The 16,932-nt window shown below is 59.5% G+C and carries 18 protein-coding genes and 1 pseudogene; 2 read left to right on the forward strand and 17 right to left on the reverse strand.

The window, feature by feature from the left end; all coding sequences use genetic code 11:
• The first annotated feature begins 25 nt into the window (after nt 1-25).
• Nucleotides 26-469: a hypothetical protein gene (locus tag HF257_RS04880; protein WP_185704908.1), complete on the forward strand. Its 444-nt coding sequence runs from the start codon at nt 26-28 to the stop codon at nt 467-469.
• 241 nt (nt 470-710) lie between these two features.
• Here HF257_RS04880 and HF257_RS04885 read toward each other — a convergent pair whose 3' ends face one another.
• Both HF257_RS04885 and HF257_RS04890 read right to left on the reverse strand, forming a co-directional pair.
• On the reverse strand, nt 711-1,097 hold the full coding sequence (locus tag HF257_RS04885; protein ID WP_185704906.1) for a type II toxin-antitoxin system PemK/MazF family toxin: 387 nt from the start codon (nt 1,095-1,097) through the stop codon (nt 711-713).
• 87 nt (nt 1,098-1,184) lie between these two features.
• Nucleotides 1,185-2,078, reverse strand: coding sequence for a LysR family transcriptional regulator (locus HF257_RS04890; protein WP_185704904.1), 894 nt, complete (start codon nt 2,076-2,078; stop codon nt 1,185-1,187).
• A 172-nt stretch (nt 2,079-2,250) separates the two neighbouring features.
• Here HF257_RS04890 and HF257_RS04895 point away from each other — a divergent pair, with 172 nt between their 5' ends.
• Entirely contained in the window at nt 2,251-3,471 is a 1,221-nt protein-coding gene (locus HF257_RS04895) for an MFS transporter (protein WP_198913505.1), read from the forward strand.
• Here the strand turns inward: HF257_RS04895 and HF257_RS04900 are convergent.
• The 15 genes and pseudogenes from HF257_RS04900 to HF257_RS04970 all read right to left on the reverse strand — a co-directional run bounded on the left by HF257_RS04900 (nt 3,468) and on the right by HF257_RS04970 (nt 16,920).
• Entirely contained in the window at nt 3,468-4,007 is a 540-nt protein-coding gene (locus HF257_RS04900) for a cytochrome b/b6 domain-containing protein (RefSeq protein ID WP_185704900.1), read from the reverse strand. The two genes, HF257_RS04895 and HF257_RS04900, sit on opposite strands and share 4 nt — an antisense overlap.
• 173 nt (nt 4,008-4,180) lie before the next feature.
• Nucleotides 4,181-4,627, reverse strand: coding sequence for a type II secretion system protein GspM (gene gspM, locus HF257_RS04905; protein WP_332872202.1), 447 nt, complete (start codon nt 4,625-4,627; stop codon nt 4,181-4,183).
• Nucleotides 4,624-5,724, reverse strand: a complete 1,101-nt coding sequence (gene gspL, locus HF257_RS04910; RefSeq protein ID WP_185704898.1) for a type II secretion system protein GspL — start codon at nt 5,722-5,724, stop codon at nt 4,624-4,626. Before gspL ends, gspM begins: the two co-directional genes overlap by 4 nt.
• The gene (locus HF257_RS04915; protein ID WP_185704896.1) at nt 5,721-6,569 is read right to left on the reverse strand and encodes a type II secretion system minor pseudopilin; all 849 of its coding nucleotides are present in this window, start codon (nt 6,567-6,569) and stop codon (nt 5,721-5,723) included. The genes gspL and HF257_RS04915 overlap by 4 nt, the downstream gene beginning before the upstream one ends.
• Nucleotides 6,566-7,114, reverse strand: coding sequence for a type II secretion system protein GspJ (locus HF257_RS04920; RefSeq protein WP_185704894.1), 549 nt, complete (start codon nt 7,112-7,114; stop codon nt 6,566-6,568). Before HF257_RS04920 ends, HF257_RS04915 begins: the two co-directional genes overlap by 4 nt.
• A complete protein-coding gene (gene gspI, locus HF257_RS04925; protein WP_408635597.1) occupies nt 7,107-7,526 on the reverse strand; it encodes a type II secretion system minor pseudopilin GspI in 420 nt (139 codons plus the stop codon). The genes HF257_RS04920 and gspI overlap by 8 nt, the downstream gene beginning before the upstream one ends.
• Complete coding sequence (gene gspH, locus HF257_RS04930) at nt 7,492-7,953, reverse strand: type II secretion system minor pseudopilin GspH (RefSeq protein WP_185704888.1); 462 nt, start codon at nt 7,951-7,953, stop codon at nt 7,492-7,494. The genes gspI and gspH overlap by 35 nt, the downstream gene beginning before the upstream one ends.
• A 4-nt stretch (nt 7,954-7,957) precedes the next feature.
• A complete protein-coding gene (gspG, locus tag HF257_RS04935; RefSeq protein ID WP_185704886.1) occupies nt 7,958-8,401 on the reverse strand; it encodes a type II secretion system major pseudopilin GspG in 444 nt (147 codons plus the stop codon).
• Complete coding sequence (gene gspF, locus HF257_RS04940; protein ID WP_185704884.1) at nt 8,402-9,601, reverse strand: type II secretion system inner membrane protein GspF; 1,200 nt, start codon at nt 9,599-9,601, stop codon at nt 8,402-8,404.
• Nucleotides 9,602-9,603: 2 nt separating this feature from the next.
• Nucleotides 9,604-9,825 (reverse strand): annotated as a pseudogene (locus HF257_RS04945) (ATPase, T2SS/T4P/T4SS family); the annotation flags it as partial.
• Nucleotides 9,779-11,668 carry a type II secretion system secretin GspD gene (gene gspD, locus HF257_RS04950; RefSeq protein ID WP_185704882.1) on the reverse strand — a complete coding sequence of 630 codons (1,890 nt, stop codon included), beginning with the start codon at nt 11,666-11,668 and terminating at the stop codon, nt 9,779-9,781. The gene gspD and the pseudogene HF257_RS04945, both read right to left, overlap by 47 nt.
• Before the next feature lie 8 nt (nt 11,669-11,676).
• On the reverse strand, nt 11,677-12,180 hold the full coding sequence (locus HF257_RS04955; protein ID WP_185712022.1) for a type II secretion system protein N: 504 nt from the start codon (nt 12,178-12,180) through the stop codon (nt 11,677-11,679).
• Between the two features lie 276 nt (nt 12,181-12,456).
• Complete coding sequence (gene gbpA / locus HF257_RS04960) at nt 12,457-13,926, reverse strand: N-acetylglucosamine-binding protein GbpA (protein ID WP_408635609.1); 1,470 nt, start codon at nt 13,924-13,926, stop codon at nt 12,457-12,459.
• 264 nt (nt 13,927-14,190) lie between these two features.
• Nucleotides 14,191-15,258: a uroporphyrinogen decarboxylase gene (gene hemE / locus HF257_RS04965; RefSeq protein ID WP_185704876.1), complete on the reverse strand. Its 1,068-nt coding sequence runs from the start codon at nt 15,256-15,258 to the stop codon at nt 14,191-14,193.
• Nucleotides 15,259-15,501: 243 nt separating this feature from the next.
• A complete protein-coding gene (locus HF257_RS04970) occupies nt 15,502-16,920 on the reverse strand; it encodes an FAD-dependent oxidoreductase (RefSeq protein ID WP_185704874.1) in 1,419 nt (472 codons plus the stop codon).
• Between the last annotated feature and the right edge of the window lie 12 nt (nt 16,921-16,932).

Consider the following 16,932-nt stretch of genomic DNA (forward strand, 5'->3'; position numbering starts at 1 on the left):
TTTTTAATCGATTGGAGAATACGGAATGTCTTCCTTGCTACGCGCTACCTTGATCACCCTGGCCCTGTTGACCACCGCCGGCTGCACCAACAAGCCGATCCTCAACACCCAGCATGAGCTGCCGGTCGACAACCAGGTCAGCGAAGAAAAGATGAAAACGATCATCGTCAACGCCCTGCAAAAACGCGACTGGACGGTAGAGCGCCTGAGCCCGCAACTGGTGCAGGCCGAGATCAACGTGCGTAACCAGTATTACGCCGCTATCGACATCCGCTACACCCGCAACAGCTACGCCATCACCTACCGCGACAGCCGCCAACTGGGCTACAAGGACGGCAAGATCCATCGCAACTACAACCGTTGGGTGAGCATGCTGGACCGCGACATCATGGCGGCGTTGCGCAGCAATGGTACAAACGAGGCGGGCTCGGCGGCGCAGTTGTTCGAACAAACCGGCACTACTAAGTAAAACGGGTACCGCTTCCTCGCCATCAAACGAATTTGGGTTCAACAGAAACGACAAAGGGCGCCTTTCGGCGCCCTCTTCACAAACAGGTTGGCTTGTCATCGCCGCTTCCTGCCTGGCTCTGCGATGGCTGGTTGCCCAGGATCCTCAGAGTCTCACAAGCCCCTTTCGGGAACGTGGCCAGTATGCCCGAAAACTCCTTGCCCGCAATCAATGGCAAAGCGCCGCCGGTCTGTCGCAAAACTCAGTGCAGTCCAAGCGCACTGCGCACCGCTGCTTTTATCGCGCGAAACTGTTCGCGGGTGAGTTCTGCGATTTTGTAAGTTCGTTTGCCATGGCGATCTTTACTTTTGATTCTATCGAGCCGGCCCAGGCTCACCGTCGCCACAATGTCGCATTTCGCCCAACAGATCGGACTCGCTCCTTGAAGATGGCTGTCGAGTTGCAAATGATGGTCCAGAACCGTCTGTGGAGCGGTAGTACTCAACGGAACCACCGTCACCAGCAGTTTGTTGGTTCGGTGCTTGCGAATCACTATAACGGGCCTGATCTTGATGATTTCCGGTACTTCATAGCCTCGAAAATCACAAATCAACACACTGCCCTCCTTGGGCTGATAAAGAAGTGCCATCCCTATCACTCACTTGAAAAAAAGCGATTCTGCGCAATTTTCCGGACAATCACTAAGGCGGATGCGTTACCCGATATGTGACCCTGCCTACACCGCCACTTTACGCGTCAACAACTCCACAAACGCCTGCGCCATTGGCGTTTGCACGCCCTTGCGCTGCACCAGCCACACCGCCGTCACCGCCTCGGGGTCCAGCAAAGTGCGGTACACCACGCCGTCAATGCGGATGCGCTGGTAAGACGCCGGCAACACCGACACCCCCAACCCCGCCGCCACCAACCCGATGATGGTCATCGCTTCCCCTGCCTCCTGGGCGAAGTGGGGGCTGAAACCGGCATCACGTGCCAAGTTGATCAACTGCGCATAAAGACCACTGCCGTAGCTTCGCGGGAAAAACACGAACGGTTCCTGTGCCAACTGCGCCAGAAGCAGGCCACGCTCACTGCCCTCGACCAGCGGGTGGCCGGCATTCATCACGGCCACCAGCGGCTCGCGCATCAACTCGACCACGCTCAAGGAGTCCGGCAACGGCAACGGACGCATCAGCCCGACCTGGATCGATTCATCCACCAGTGACTCGGCCACTTGGGTGCTGCTCATTTCCTGCAGGTTCAGGTGTACCGAGGGAAATGCCTGGCGAAACGCGAAGATCGCCTGGGGGATGCTGGAGTTGAAGGGTGCCGATGAGGTGAAGCCGATCTTCAACTCACCCAGTTCACCCAACTGCGCACGCCGCGCCACATCCGCAGCCTTGTCGACTTGTGCCAACACCAATCGCGCCTCTTGCAGGAACAAGCGGCCCGCCTCACTCAGCTCGACCCGACGATTGGTACGCTCAAACAAGCGTGCCCCCACCTCCTGCTCCAGCGCCTGGATCTGCTGGCTCAAGGGCGGTTGCGAGATGCCGAGCACCTGCGCGGCCCGGCCGAAATGCAGTTCTTCGGCAACGGCGATGAAGTACCGCAGGTGGCGTAATTCCATGCAAACCTCATTAGGTCGTAAAAGCTATCAAACAGGTCGAACAATATATTGGAAAGAATCATTAGCCAGCTATATTCTTTTTTGCATTGCCGGTCCTGGCACGTTCTTCCTCCCCGAGGTCCCCGTGAATTCTGCTGTCGCTCCACTCGCCCAAGAAGTCCCGCCTACCGCCCTGGATGAGGTGGTGGCCCAGCTCAATGACGCCTACATCGAAAAGGGCACACCGATGTTCATGCGCACGGTGCTGGCGCTGTTCTCCGGCGGCTTTGCGACGTTCGCCCTGCTGTATTGCGTGCAGCCGATGATGCCGGCGCTGTCCCACGAGTTTTCCATCAACGCGGCCCAAAGCAGCCTGATCCTCTCGGTTGCCACCGCGATGTTGGCGTTGGGCCTATTGATCACCGGACCGATATCCGACCGGCTGGGACGCAAACCGGTGATGGTTTCCGCGCTGTTCTGCGCAGCACTGGCAACCATCGCCAGCGGCTTGATGCCGACATGGGAAGGGATCCTGTTGATGCGCGCGCTGGTCGGCCTGTCGCTCAGCGGCCTGGCGGCCGTGGCGATGACCTACCTGAGCGAAGAGATCCACCCACAGCATATCGGCTTGGCCATGGGCCTCTACATCGGCGGCAATGCCATTGGCGGCATGAGCGGACGCCTGATCATCGGCGTGTTGATCGACTTTGTCAGTTGGCACACCGCAATGCTGATCATCGGCGCCCTGGCGCTGATCGCGGCCACGGTCTTCTGGAAAATCCTCCCCGAGTCGCGCAACTTCCGCGCCAGTAGCCTCAAGCCGCGCAACCTGCTGGATGGCTTTGTCATGCACTTCAAGGACGCGGGCCTGCCGTGGTTGTTCCTCGAAGCCTTCCTGCTGATGGGCGCATTCGTGACGATGTTCAACTACATCGGCTATCGCCTGCTAGCCGATCCGTATGACTTGAGCCAAGCGGTGGTCGGCCTGTTGTCGCTGGTGTACCTCTCGGGCATCTACAGCTCGGCGAAAATCGGCTCCCTGGCCGACCGCCTTGGCCGCCGCCGCGTGTTGTGGGCCACCATCGTGCTGATGCTCGCCGGCATCGCCCTGACCCTGCTCACCCCGCTGTGGCTGGTGGTGCCAGGCATGCTGATCTTCACCTTCGGCTTCTTCGGCGCCCACTCGGTGGCCAGCAGCTGGATCGGTCGCCGTGCGGTGAAGGCCAAGGGGCAGGCGTCGTCGTTGTACCTGTTCTGCTACTACGCGGGGTCCAGCGTGGCCGGTACGGCTGGCGGGTTTTTCTGGCACTTTGCGGGGTGGAACGGGATTGGGGCGTTTGTCGTTGCTCTGCTGATCGGTGCGTTGCTGGTGGCGTTGAAGTTGGCGAAGTTGCCGCCACTCGCTCGCGCCTAAAGCGCCGTCGTTTCAAGGTCCCGGACCTTGAACGACATCCGCGCCATCACCCGTTTGCCACGTTTCTCATGCAGTACCACCGCGCCGATATGCAGGACCAGCATCAACAACAGCAACACGCACGACAGCACATGCACTTGGGTAAACCTGGCAATGGTTGCGGGGTCACTGAGGAACGGGGAAATGGCGAACAGGTTAAACACATTGATCGACCGATCCATCATCAGCACGCCCGTCGCCAATACCACCGCCAACACCAGGTACATGGCCTTGTGGACGAATAACGCCATGTACTCCTGCAGCGAGCGCCGGGTGGAAAAATCCAGGCCGTGGGAGAACGAGCAATAAACCCGCAGCACAAAGACTGGGATATACAACGTGGTCAACGACACGTTAAAAAAACCGACCCACGCCTTGATGGCGGCAGGAACGGTAAATACGGCTACATAAAAACCCGACAACAACGACCACACAATGATGACGGCAGAAACCCAGTGCAGGACTTTCTGGCTCATCGAATATTCGGTAACGCTCATTGGGTTATCACCTCTTCATCAATGCCAATCATCGGCGAGTGAATTCGCGGCGGATTCTTGACGAAAGAGCGCCCTTTGGACTTAGGAACAATTCCAAAGACTACGAAAGGGCAGCGCGAGAATGCTGAAAGCGCCGTTTGCTATACCGTCGGTCGACACGTTTGGGCCAACACCTAAAGCACCAGGCGTGCCTCTAGCCGCTGCTCGCGCTTTTGCAGCGTCAACGTGAGCAAAGGCGTGCCATCGCGCTCCAGATCAGCAAGCCAGCTCAACAGTGCGTGCGCTTCTCCGCTGATGCTCAGGCGCAATTGGTCGCCATCCACTTCCATCTGATGCAGATCCAGGCCTGCCGCCGTTGCGCGTTCACTGAGCCGGGCCGGCAAGGGTTGCGTGGCAACCGACATCTCTTGTTGGGGTTGAGCAAGCAACACTCGCCGCGAGAGGACCCACTGTTGCTGGTAAAGGCGCTCGGCACCGGCCAACTGTTGCTGCGTGGGTTGCCACAATAATGAGTAGAGCAATCCGCAGAGCAGCAGCAGTGCCATGCAAATAAGCAAGTAGCGCTCGCGCAACGACAGACTTTTCCAGGCGCGTAAGGTCGACTCAATCCGGCGCTTCACAACGACTGCTCCCACATCAACACCGCCTGTACCCGGTTTCCATTCTTACTGGCATTGCCGATACGCACCGGTATCCCGCTCTGCTGCCCACGCTCACGCAGTCGCTCCAGTTCATTGAAACTGGAGGTCGTCAATTGCACCTTCCAGCCATCACCCGCCTGAAAATCGATGCGCTGCACGTCCACATCCCCACCACCGATCACCTGCTCGGTGAGCCACACTAGATGTGCGAGCGCAGTGGTCGAAGCGGTCGCGCCCTGCCTCTGCAACGCATCGAGCTGCGCAGAAAGATCTACGACACGGGTCTGCTGCGGATACAGCGCTTGAAACCGTTGCAGGCTTTGCGCATACAACTGCTGCGCCTGCCCTTCGAGGGTTTGAATACGCACCCGCTTGAACCCCCAATCCACCATGAACAGCAAGGTGGCCGCGAGGGCCAACGTCACCCAAGGCCAGGCCCGCCGGGCGCGACCGAACTCACCCTGCAACAGGTCGATCGATTGGCCGTGTCCACTCCACAGCGCCGCTTCAATCAGCATCCGGCTGTCGGTGTCGCCGAGCCACTGCAACGGCTCGACAAGCAAGGGTTCAATGGCCTTGAGGCCCTGTGGGGAAAGCGCCACGTGCAGGTTGCCGCCGACTACGCGACGGTCAAGCCAGTCGACGGCATCGGTGGAATCGTCGAGTAATAGATTGGCGTCCACCTTCACGCTACGGACTTGAATACCCAGTGCCGCCAGTAAATGCAGCAACGCCCTGAAACGCGCTTTATGCGTGACCAGCACCGGATAACGACCCTGGCGGTCACGGCGCCCGGCACACACGTGCACCCCCTCCAGGTCTTCACCCAGTTGTTCCTCAATGGCGAAGGCGATCGCCTGGGCGTCCGGTCGACGTTTTGACGGCCAAGGCTCTGTGCGCAAGAAGCTGCACATTTCCATTGGCAGCAACAGATCGACAGGTTGCCCAGCCAGGCGCTGCGCGGCTTCGGCCAACCGCATCCGCTCGCAGTCACCTGCGGCGCGCCACAGCAGACACGGCCACTCGTCAGAAGGCGCAGCGAGGCCTTCGGCGCTCAAATGAAGCCAGTTTTTCATAAAGAGTTCTCGCTAGAAATCGGAGGAAGGAAACGTCGCTGCACCACGCGCCAGCGCCCGGTTTTGCGCTCACGCTCAACCTCGCTGACCAAACGTAAGCGATTGGTGCCCAGGCTTACCTCGACACTGACGCGAAACCAGCGACTGCCGATGCCCAAGCCCTGACTGTTGATTCCCAGCCCCGCGATCAGCGGATCATGGGTAAACGCCTGGACGCTGGCGTAACCGTCGTCGGATCGTTGGGCCACCAGTGCCTGGGCAGTCGCCATGGACACGCCGTCCAACATTGCCAACACCTGCGCCGGAGCAGTATTGATGTTCAACGCGGCGTCCTCTGGCAGGGTCGCCACCCAAGGCTCCAGCCTGCGCAAGAGCGCACCGTCGATACCCGGCAGCACGCGCAACTGGCTCAGTTCCTGTATCGCGCCGGTTGCCGGCAAGTCCAACGGACTCAGCCCCAGGGAGCCGAGCAGCCGCGTCCAGCGCTGTCCTGCCACCCTATCCACGCGCCCTTCGCTCAACAGCGCGTTGAGGTTGAAGCGACCGGAAAGGTCTTCGATGTGCAGATTGATCTGCGCGCCGTCAGTCGCGAAAGGCCAGACCACATGGGCCCACGGTTGGGCTGTGTGTACCCTCTGCCTGTCATCCTCGGTCGCCTCCAGCGCGAGCTTTGCCCAGGCTTCCGCCGACAGTGCCAATTGCCGAAGCTGTACCTGGTGCAAGTGACGCGTGCTGCCTTGCAACATCAACAAATGGCTACGCAGCATGGCCGCCGTCAGTAACAACGCCAGGCTCATGACCAGCAACACGCTCAGCAACGCGACACCGCGTTGGCGACGCTTCATGGATGCCCCTGGGGCAATGGCCATACGCGGCGTATTCGCTCGAAACGATCACTCGACAGCACCACTTCGAGTGCTTGCGGCGGCGTGGTCGCTGCGCCTCGCCCCACTGGCCACGTGGCACTCCAACCGGTTTCGGGGTCGTACAATCGCCAGGTGAACTCGTGCACATCATCGAGCAGTTTCTGTCGCTCCACCGTGGGTGAATCCAACCCTCGGCTTTCACGCCAGAGCACGCGGTTTTCCAGGCGATAGAGCACATGCTGACGCCCGCTGCGCGGCAGGTCATGTGGGTTGCGCCAGTTGCTGCGCACCAGCTGCAAGGTGGTGGGGCCAAGGACCATGACCGATGACGCTACGTGCAACGCATCCCGCTCAATCACGCCGAGCACCCGCTGCAGGCGACGCAGTGACTGTTCGTGGCTGGCCACGCCTTGTTGTGCGCGTACGGTCGTGTCGAACAGCCGCCAACTGGCCAGCCCCAACAAGGCAAAGATAGCCAGGGCAATGACCAATTCCAGCAGGGTAAAACCACGTTGCTTATTCATGCACGGCAAGCACCCAACTGCTGGTGCTGTAGGCCGGCTGATCGCTGCCTTGGCGCGTGACGCTGATATCGACCTTGAGCATTCGAGGGTCCGTATCCGGCGTGATGATCTGCTCGACCACCCAATCACTCTGGTCAAAGTGCCGCAGCAATTGCTGGCGCCCAGGCGACGCAGCCTGCAAGCGCAATTCGCTGAGTTGGTTATCCGCCAGCCACACGCATTGCATCTGCTCCTTGAGCCGGCTGTTCTGCTGCAATGAGTAATGGCCGGCCGTGATCACGGCGGCGGCCAACGTGGCGAAAATTGTCAGGGCAATCATGACCTCCAGCAAGGTGAACCCCCCGGCCGTCTTGGTACGTTTTCGATTGCGCCGGTGTTTACCCTTCAATCCAAGGGTCTCCCGCGCCGTCACTGACCACGCTCAGCCACGTCTGCTCCATCGACTTGAAGTACAGGACAAATGCACTGAGTTCGTCGTTGCTGAGCATCAGCAATTGCGGCACGGTACCGTCGAGGTTCAGTTGCTGACCTTCCTGTTCGAGGTGCAAGTACAGGCCCTCGGGCAACCGGTGCACGGCACCGGCAGGTTGCCAGCCCTCGTGTTCAAGGCGCGCGACGCGATATTCATCACGCTGTATGCGCACACCGTATTCACGCCCCTCGAGCACGGCTTGCTCGCGCAGTTGCTGGACCACTTGCAGCAGTTGGCCGGCCTCCTGACGTGCCACGCGCCCGGGGCTGTTACTGGTCGACAGGCTGACGACACCCAGCACGATGCCGATCAGGGCGATCACCACCATCAGTTCCAGCAAGGTAAATCCACGGCTGCGCCTAGGCATCCGATCAGCCTCCCCAGTTGCCGATATCCGCCGCGTGGCCTTCGCCACCGGTTACGCCATCGGAGCCCAATGAGTAGAGGTCATAGCCGCCATTGGCTGCGCGCACGCCAGGATTGAGGTATTGGTAGGGCGTACCCCAAGGGTCCACCGGCAGGCTTTTCAGATAGCCCTGAGGGTTCCAGTTCCTAGCGGCCGGTGTGCCTGTCGGGCGATGGATCAAGGCCTCCAGGCCTTGCTGGGTCGAGGGGTAATAAGCGTTGTCGAGGCGATACATTTCCAGGCTAGTGGAAATTGCCTGGATATCCGTCTTGGCGGCCGTGACTTTCGCCTGGTCGGGTCGGCTCATGAACTGCGGCACCACAATGGCGCCGAGCACGCCGATGATGACCACCACCACCATGATTTCAATCAGCGTAAAACCGCGTTGGCCCTGGGGCATTTTGCGCATTCAGTTCACCAGTTGGTTAAGGCTTAAAATCGGCAACAGAATCGCCATGACGATCAGCAGCACCACGCCACCCATCACCACCAGCATTGCCGGTTCGAACAAACTCACCACCAGCGCGATACGAGCGGCGAGGCTTTTTTCTTGTTGCTCGGCGGCGCGCGCCAGCATGGCGTCGAGTTCACCAGCGCTTTCGCCACTGGCGATCATGTGCAACATCAGCGGTGGAATATCGCCGCCCGCTTCAAGCCCGCGGGTCAGGGTTCCGCCCTCGCGCACAGAACGGGCGACATCGGCCATGCGCGCTCGAATGGTCACGTTACCAATCACGGCAGCAGCGATTTCCAGGGCGTCCACCAACGGCACGGCGCTTTTCCCGAGGATCGCCAGGGTGCTGGCGAATCGCGCGGCTTCCATTGCGCGCAAAACGCCGCCCACCAGCGGAATACGCAACGCCAGGCGGTGCCAATACCAGCGCCCGCGCGTTTGCTGCAGACTCCAACGCAGCCCTATCACGATGCCGGCCAGTACCACCAACAGCACCAGTCCGTAGGCACGCAGGCCATGGCTTACAGCGATCATGGCCTGGGTCAGCCGGGGCAGCGGCTGGCCACTGTCGACAAAGATCTTCACCACATCCGGCACGACGTACCCGAGCAGAAAACCGACGATTGCCACACAGGCCGTCATCAGTAACGCCGGATAGACCAGGGCCAGTTGAATCTTCTGGCGCGACGCCTGGCGTGCTTCGGTATACGCAGCCAACTGCTCAAGCACGTGGCCTAGATGCCCCGAGCGCTCACCGGCAGCGATAGTCGCGCAAAACAACTCTGGAAATGCCCGAGGAAATGCCCCTAGCGCAGCGGCCAGTGAATGACCTTCCATCACACGGCCGCGCACCTGCACGAGCAGACGGGATACGCGACGTTTCTCGCTCTGCTCGGCCACCGCTTTTAGGGCTTGCTCCAGCGGCAAACCCGCTTGGACCAGGGTCGACAGTTGCAAGGTCAACAAGGCGAGGTCAGCGGCATTCAGTCCCAGCGCCAATCCCCTGCTGTCACGCACACTCGCTGCTTGCACCCGGCTCGGCAGCAGGCCTCGCTCACGCAGCAATTGCCTGGCGTGACGCGGGCTGTCGGCCTCTTGCCGACCTCGGCACGTACGGCCCTGACGGTCTCGGGCTTGATAGTCAAAGGTGGGCACGACTAACTCTCCTGGATGACCCGCAGTAGCTCATCCACGCTGGTCAAGCCTTCGAGTACCAGCCGACGACCGTCCTGAAACAGGCTTGGCGAGTGACGTCGCGCTTCGGCCAGCAACGCCTGCTCACCGGCCCCCTGGTGAATCATCCCGGCCAGTTGGGGGGTCACCCGAACCAACTCATAGATGCCAACACGCCCGCGATAGCCCTGCTGGCAATGCTCGCAGTTGCAGGGATCGATGCTGGCCAGACGTCGGCAAGCTCTGCTCACGCAGGTCCTGATAACGCCGCTGGCTGATCCCGGACAGGTCCTGGCCACTGCGCACGATGGTCGGGCGCAGGAACACCATCAGGTTGCTCTTGACCTGGGTGTCGCGGCTCCAACGAAACAGCGCGCCGAGATAAGGAATGTCGCGCAACAGCGGCACTCCGCTGTGCTGGGTACGCACGCTGTCCTTGATCAACCCGCCGATCACGATGATCTCGCCATCGTCGGCCAGGATCGTGCTCTTCAGCGCACGCTTGTTGGTAATCAGGTCGGATGAGTCCACGCCTGACACGGCCGGGGCGATGTCGGAGACTTCTTGCTCGACCTCCAGGCGCAGGGTCGAGCCTTCGTTGATGTAGGGTTTTATCTTGAGGCTGATACCGACGTCCTTGCGCTCCACTGTGGTAAAGGGGTTATCCGCACCACTGCTGTTGGTGGCGTAGGAGCCCGTCTTGAACGGCACGTTTTGACCAACGATGATTTCCGCCTCCTGGTTGTCCAGGGTCAGCAGGCTCGGCGTCGATAAGAGGTTGCTGCGACTGTTGCTGGCCAGGGCGGAAATCAGCGCGCCAAAATGGTCCCCACCCAGTTTGAGCAATGCCCCCTCGGGCACCACGCTTTTCTCGTCGAACTTCAAGCCGCCGATGATCGGCAACCCAGTGCCAGGAAAGTTGATCAGCCCCGACGCACCGCTACCGTTGAGCGCCCACTGCACACCGAGCGCTTCGGCGATGTCGCCGGAAATCTCGACAATAGCGGCATGGATCAGCACCTGCGCACGCGGCCGGTCCAGCTCGCGCACGATGCCTTCGAGCGTTGCCAACTGAGCCGGTTCTGCCACCACCACGAGGGCATTCTGGCTTTCATCAGCGCGCACCATGAAAGGCGCGTTGGCGGTGGTGTCTTTGAGCCCTAAAGCGGACAGCGGCGATTTGCTGCCTTGCCCCATGGTGTCCAGCACTTCGGCCAGTTGCTTGGCATCGCTGTAGCGCAGACGGATAACACGGGCATTGTCCAGGCGCTCGGGGGCGGTGGTATCCAGGCTGCGGGCCAACTGCACCAGGCGCTGGCGCACGGCCGCTGTGCCGACGATCACCAGACGGTTGCCGCGCGGATCGGCCAATACTGAAATGGCACTTTCCGCATTTTGTTTGCCCAGCGTGCCTTCCATCAACCGAGCGATATCCACCGCGACGCCATGGCGCAGCTCCACCAGTTCATGGGTATTCTTCGCGCCCGAATCCAACTGCCGCACGACCTCACTGATACGCCGTACATTGCGCGCCGTATCGGTAATCACCAAGGCATTGGCCGAAACGGAGGGACCGACATAGCCATTGGTGGAGATCAAGGGCCTGATGAGCCCGGCCAGATCAGAAGCGTTGCTGATGCCCAATGCGATGACTTGCGTCACGAACTGCTCGGGGGCCGCCGTGGGCTCCTGCGCATCGGCCGAGAGGGACTTGGCCTGGGCAACCGGCACCACAAGGATCTGATCGCCCTGGTCAATCACACTGAAACCATGGGTATCGAGCACGCTGTAAAACAGCCGTCGAACACCTTCACGGTCCAGCGCCTGGCTGGACATCACGGTGATCCGGCCCTGCACTTTGGGGTCGAGGATCACCGTCTTACCCAAGATGCTCGATATTTCTTCGACCACATCACGCAGCTCGGCATTGTTCATGGTCAACTGCCAGCGCTCTTGCGAAGCCGACACGTAGCCCGTGGACAACGCTGCGAACAGGGTCATTGCGCCAAAGACGCCGCATAAGGTGCGCTGCCCGATGATGCTGTGCATGGGTTTACTCACTTGCGGGATTGTTCGGCGGTTGGCTTGAGATGAAGGCTTCTTGCCTCCTTGCGATGTGCATCCACAACCTGCAGAAACCTCTCGCCCGCAGGACGGAGCATCAGTAGTTCCTCACGACCCTGGCGCCACAGCACAACGTGGGCCGGTTCAATGCGCCGCAGCACACTACTTGCCGACAACCGCTCGCCGGCACGGTAGAACCGTTCGCCAGCGGGCCCGGCCAGCAACGCCCGCGACTCGCCAGTGCCGACTACCGTGGCCAGCAACGTCAAGGGTTCAGCACTGCTTACCCTTGCGCCCGGCGAGGAAAAACCAAGCACTGTCGCCACCGCCAGGGTGTTGAGCGGCGCCGGTACCGCTATGGGCACGGTAGGGACTGGTGTCGGTAAGGGCGCCTGTAACCCTTGGCGAAACACCCTCTCCTGCCACGCCAGCATCAGGCCATAGCCCAAAGGCAGTGCCAGGAAGAGCACCCGGACCCAGGACATGCGTAACGTCATACGCACCTGCGTACCGTGCATTCAATGAAAAAAGGGGGGTGGGTATACAAAGAAAACACCTGAAAAAAACAACAAATACCCATTAAAAAAAAGACCGGAAACTTAAAAACAAAAGTACCGAGCACACAAATATTTGCTTCCCAAGTTGATATGACCGGGCAAGCTAAACCACACACTTGCTTCATTTAATTTACGCCCACAGACAGCCAATCCACTCCACTTAAAAAGCCCAAGGAAAGTTCTAATTTACTTACCTCGGGCTTTCTCAACTAACGCTTACAGTTGGTTCCACGCGGTTTGCCAGTGATGGCCAACACCTGGCTCGAAGCCCGTGGCGGTTGGTGTGTACTGCTTGCAGTAGCCCGACTCGGGGAACGGCTTGCACTCATAAACTTCACCCGTTTGCGGGTGCAGTACACGGGTACCGGCGTCATAGGTTGTCAGGCCTTCCGGGAATACGAAGTGGTAGTCCTTCGCGCCACCTTCACCTGTCATGTTGACCGGCTGGGTATCCTGAAGCGTGGTACGCCCGTCTGTGGTAGTGCCCACCAACGTCATGTGGTGAGTACCGGGTTCCGAACGCACATCCATTTCAAGCCAAGTGCCGGAACCCTGTGCCAGGGTTTTTACAGAACCGACGGCTTTGTTGCTGGCGTTGAACAAGGTGGCTTCGACGTTCATCTCACGGTTGGCGAGCATGGTGAAATTCAGGGTCGCGCGACCTTTGTCCAGGACGTATTCGGTAGCAAATGACGACAAGGCCATTTTTGCACTTTCGTCCTGCTTCATGTCCAAAGCGACTTCGTAACGAACCACGCCGCTATCTTTCTGGGCATACAGGTTGTTCTGGCCTTTGACCGGCGCAACATTGCCCTGCTCGTCGCGGATACCCGCTTGAATCAAGGTCTGGGTCTTGTTGATTTTATCCGCCAGCTTGAACGCCCAGTTCTCAGGCACGCCCTCTTCGGCGTTATCAATGCTGATTTCAACCGAGTGCGACGCACTCTCACCGTCAGCAGTGAAGGCGCGGGCCTTGACCTTATCCCCCGCCAACAACTGGGTGGACGCAGCGATACTGCCAACATTGCTCCACCCGCCAGGCAACTCGGCTTCGGCAATGATGTTCACGTCAACAACGTTGTAAAACGCCGCATCGGTGTCACCCACGGTCCAGATACCGAGAAGTACGTGAGAACCGTTTTTGTCCTGTGGAATGACACATTCGTGCTTGGTGCCTGGCGTCGGCAGTACGTTGCCACCGTCGACCGAACAGAACGGGGTACTTTCGAACGAAGCGCGCGCGAGTGGCTGGTTAGGATTCCAACCATTGCGAGTGATGAAGTACTCATGCTTGGTCACCGGGTGCGGCGCCGTGTACTTCCAATCGAACTTTACAGTGCGATCCTTGATTTCAGTCTTGTACCAACGCGTGGCTGACTGGGCGTCAACCGCAGAAAACAGGCCATGACCACCACTGGCGATCTTCCCGTCAACCGGCCCCTGCAACGGCGCGCCGCCTACTCCGGCCGGAAACCCCTTGAAGGTTTCACCCACGCTTTGCGGTTCGTACTGAGCACCGCCGCAGTCTTTGTTCAGGCCTTTCTGGCACTGGAACGCCCGGGAAGGTGGGTCATTCAAGAAGCCATGAGCGATGGCGTTCTGTGCTGGTAGTAGCAACGCACTTGCTAGGGCCAACGAAGAAGCGCCGCCCCATTGCGAAATATTTTTTTTGATCACGATTTTTATCCCACGATTAAAACTTGGTAAATAGTGCACACACATGGCGCGAACGATGCCTTGAAGAGTTACCGAACAACAACCGGCCGCAATATTCGCGGAAGCAACAAACAATGACTGTAAGAAAAGTCTTAGCGTTAACTTTCAGGCGCAAAAAAAAGCCCAACTACGTTAAGTAACAAGTTGTCTTTTAAAAATACAAATACTTTGATTCAGGCAATAAAAAACCCATCACTCCACGTACGCGAAGTGATGGGTTTCAGGCGGAAGTTGTTACTGGTGGTATTGCGCGGACAACTCGTGCACGGCCTGCAGGAACGCGCCGGCATGCTCCGGGTTCACTTCCGGCGTGATGCCATGGCCCAGGTTGAAGACATGCCCGCTGCCCTTGCCATAGCTGGCCAGGATGCGGCCGACTTCGGTGCGAATCGCTTCCGGCTTGGCGTAGAGCACAGTTGGGTCCATGTTGCCTTGCAGCGCAACGCGGTTACCCACGCGCTGGCGGGCCTCGCCCAGGTCGCAGGTCCAATCCAGGCCCAGCGCGTCTGCGCCGGCGTCGGCAATGCTCTCCAGCCAAAGGCCGCCGCCCTTGGTGAACATGATCACCGGCACTTTGCGCCCTTCGTGTTCACGGATCAGGCCGCTGACGATCTTGCGCATGTAGGCCAGGGAGAACTCCTGGTACGCCGCCGACGACAGGTTGCCACCCCAGGTGTCGAAGATCTGCACCGCTTGTGCACCGGCCATGATCTGGCCGTTGAGGTAGGAAATGACCGACTGCGCCAGCTTATCCAGCAGCAGGTGCATGGCTTGCGGGTTGTCGTACAGCATGGCCTTGGTCTTGCGGAAGTCTTTCGACGAACCGCCTTCGACCATGTAGGTGGCCAGGGTCCATGGGCTGCCGGAGAAGCCGATCAGCGGCACGCGGCCATTGAGCTCGCGGCGGATGGTGCTGACGGCGTCCATCACGTAGCCCAGATCCTTGTGCGGGTCGGGGATCGGTAGAGCCTCGATGTCGGCCAGAGTGCTGACGACTTTCTTGAAACGCGGGCCTTCGCCGGTTTCAAAGTACAGGCCTTGGCCCATGGCATCAGGAATAGTCAGGATGTCGGAAAAAAGGATGGCCGCGTCCAGTTGTGGATAGCGGTCCAGCGGCTGCATCGTGACTTCGCAGGCGAACGCAGGATTCATGCACAGGCTCATGAAGTCACCGGCATTGGCGCGACTGGCGCGGTACTCCGGCAGGTAGCGACCCGCCTGGCGCATCATCCACACAGGGGTGACGTCCACGGGTTGCTTGAGCAGGGCACGAAGGAAACGGTCGTTCTTGAGGGCAGTCATGTCGGCATCCGCAAAAAAAGTGCGGGCATTTTCTCAGAGCCAGACGCAAAAGGCACGGAATGCGCCGTGCCTTTTGTCTATAGGGTTGATTTACGACAATTACTTGAACCAGCACAAATCAAATGTGGGAGCGGGCTTGCTCGCGAATGCGGTGGGTCAGTCAACACATCTGGTGACTGATCCACCGCATTCGCGAGCAAGCCCGCTCCCACAGTTTGATCCCATTCCAAGTTTGGACTGGGGTTAGACGCCGAGGTAATCCAGGATCCCTTCGGCGGCATTGCGGCCTTCGAAGATCGCCGTCACTACCAGGTCAGAACCGCGCACCATATCGCCACCGGCGAAGATTTTCGGGTTGCTGGTCTGGTGCTTGTGCTGGCCCTGTTCCGGGGCGACTACACGACCCTGGCTGTCGGTCTGGATCTGGAACTGCTCGAACCACGGCGCTGGGCTTGGGCGGAAACCGAAAGCGATGACCACGGCGTCAGCCGGGATGATCTCTTCAGAACCCGGAATCGGCTCAGGGCTGCGACGGCCACGGGCGTCCGGTTCGCCGAGACGGGTCTCGACCACTTTCACGCCTTCGACGCGGTCTTCACCGACGATAGCGATTGGCTGGCGGTTGTAGAGGAATTTCACGCCTTCTTCCTTGGCGTTCTTCACCTCTTTGCGCGAGCCGGGCATGTTGGCTTCGTCACGACGGTACGCACAGGTCACCGACTTGGCACCCTGGCGAATCGACGTACGGTTGCAGTCCATCGCGGTGTCACCACCGCCCAGCACCACGACCTTCTTGCCCTTCATGTCGACGAAATCTTCCGGCGACTTTTCAAAGCCCAGGTTGCGATTCACGTTGGCGATCAGGAAGTCCAAGGCGTCGTACACGCCCGGCAAATCCTCACCGGCAAAGCCGCCTTTCATGTAGGTGTAGGTGCCCATGCCCATGAACACGGCATCGTATTCTTCGAGCAGTTGTTCCATGGTGATGTCTTTGCCGATTTCGGTATTGAGACGGAACTCGATACCCATGCCGGTGAACACTTCGCGACGGTTGCTCAGTACGGTTTTTTCCAGCTTGAACTCGGGAATACCGAAGGTCAGCAGACCGCCAATTTCCGGGTTCTTGTCGAACACCACCGGGGTCACGCCGCCGCGCACCAACACGTCGGCACAGCCCAGGCCAGCAGGTCCGGCACCGATGATGGCGACGCGCTTGCCGGTCGGCTTGACCTTGGACATGTCCGGACGCCAGCCCATGGCGAACGCGGTGTCGGTGATGTACTTCTCCACCGAACCGATAGTCACCGCGCCGAAACCGTCGTTAAGGGTGCACGCACCCTCGCACAGACGGTCCTGCGGGCACACCCGGCCGCACACTTCCGGCAGGGTGTTGGTCTGGTGCGACAGCTCGGCGGCGGCGAGGATGTTGCCTTCGGCCACCAGCTTGAGCCAGTTGGGAATGAAGTTGTGCACCGGGCACTTCCATTCGCAATACGGGTTACCGCAACCCAGGCAACGGTGGGCCTGGTCGGCCGAGTGCTGGGGTTTGAAGGGTTCGTAGATTTCCACGAACTCTTTCTTGCGTTGACGCAACAGTTTCTTCTTCGGATCTTTGCGCCCGACATCGATGAACTGGAAGTCGTTATTCAGACGTTCAGCCATGTTAAAACCTCA

It is taken from the genome of Pseudomonas cremoris (assembly GCF_014230465.1).

Coding starts and splice junctions, on each gene's coding strand:
- HF257_RS04955 (WP_185712022.1), bottom strand. CDS start 12,180: ATGACGTTACGCATGTCCTGGGTCCGGGTGCTCTTCCTGGCACTGCCT.
- HF257_RS04970 (WP_185704874.1), bottom strand. CDS start 16,920: ATGGCTGAACGTCTGAATAACGACTTCCAGTTCATCGATGTCGGGCGC.
- gspH (WP_185704888.1), bottom strand. CDS start 7,953: ATGCCTAGGCGCAGCCGTGGATTTACCTTGCTGGAACTGATGGTGGTG.
- HF257_RS04920 (WP_185704894.1), bottom strand. CDS start 7,114: ATGAATAAGCAACGTGGTTTTACCCTGCTGGAATTGGTCATTGCCCTG.
- gspG (WP_185704886.1), bottom strand. CDS start 8,401: ATGCGCAAAATGCCCCAGGGCCAACGCGGTTTTACGCTGATTGAAATC.
- HF257_RS04915 (WP_185704896.1), bottom strand. CDS start 6,569: ATGAAGCGTCGCCAACGCGGTGTCGCGTTGCTGAGCGTGTTGCTGGTC.
- HF257_RS04885 (WP_185704906.1), bottom strand. CDS start 1,097: ATGGCACTTCTTTATCAGCCCAAGGAGGGCAGTGTGTTGATTTGTGAT.
- HF257_RS04890 (WP_185704904.1), bottom strand. CDS start 2,078: ATGGAATTACGCCACCTGCGGTACTTCATCGCCGTTGCCGAAGAACTG.
- HF257_RS04900 (WP_185704900.1), bottom strand. CDS start 4,007: ATGAGCGTTACCGAATATTCGATGAGCCAGAAAGTCCTGCACTGGGTT.
- gspL (WP_185704898.1), bottom strand. CDS start 5,724: ATGAAAAACTGGCTTCATTTGAGCGCCGAAGGCCTCGCTGCGCCTTCT.
- gspD (WP_185704882.1), bottom strand. CDS start 11,668: ATGCACAGCATCATCGGGCAGCGCACCTTATGCGGCGTCTTTGGCGCA.
- HF257_RS04880 (WP_185704908.1), top strand. CDS start 26: ATGTCTTCCTTGCTACGCGCTACCTTGATCACCCTGGCCCTGTTGACC.
- hemE (WP_185704876.1), bottom strand. CDS start 15,258: ATGACTGCCCTCAAGAACGACCGTTTCCTTCGTGCCCTGCTCAAGCAA.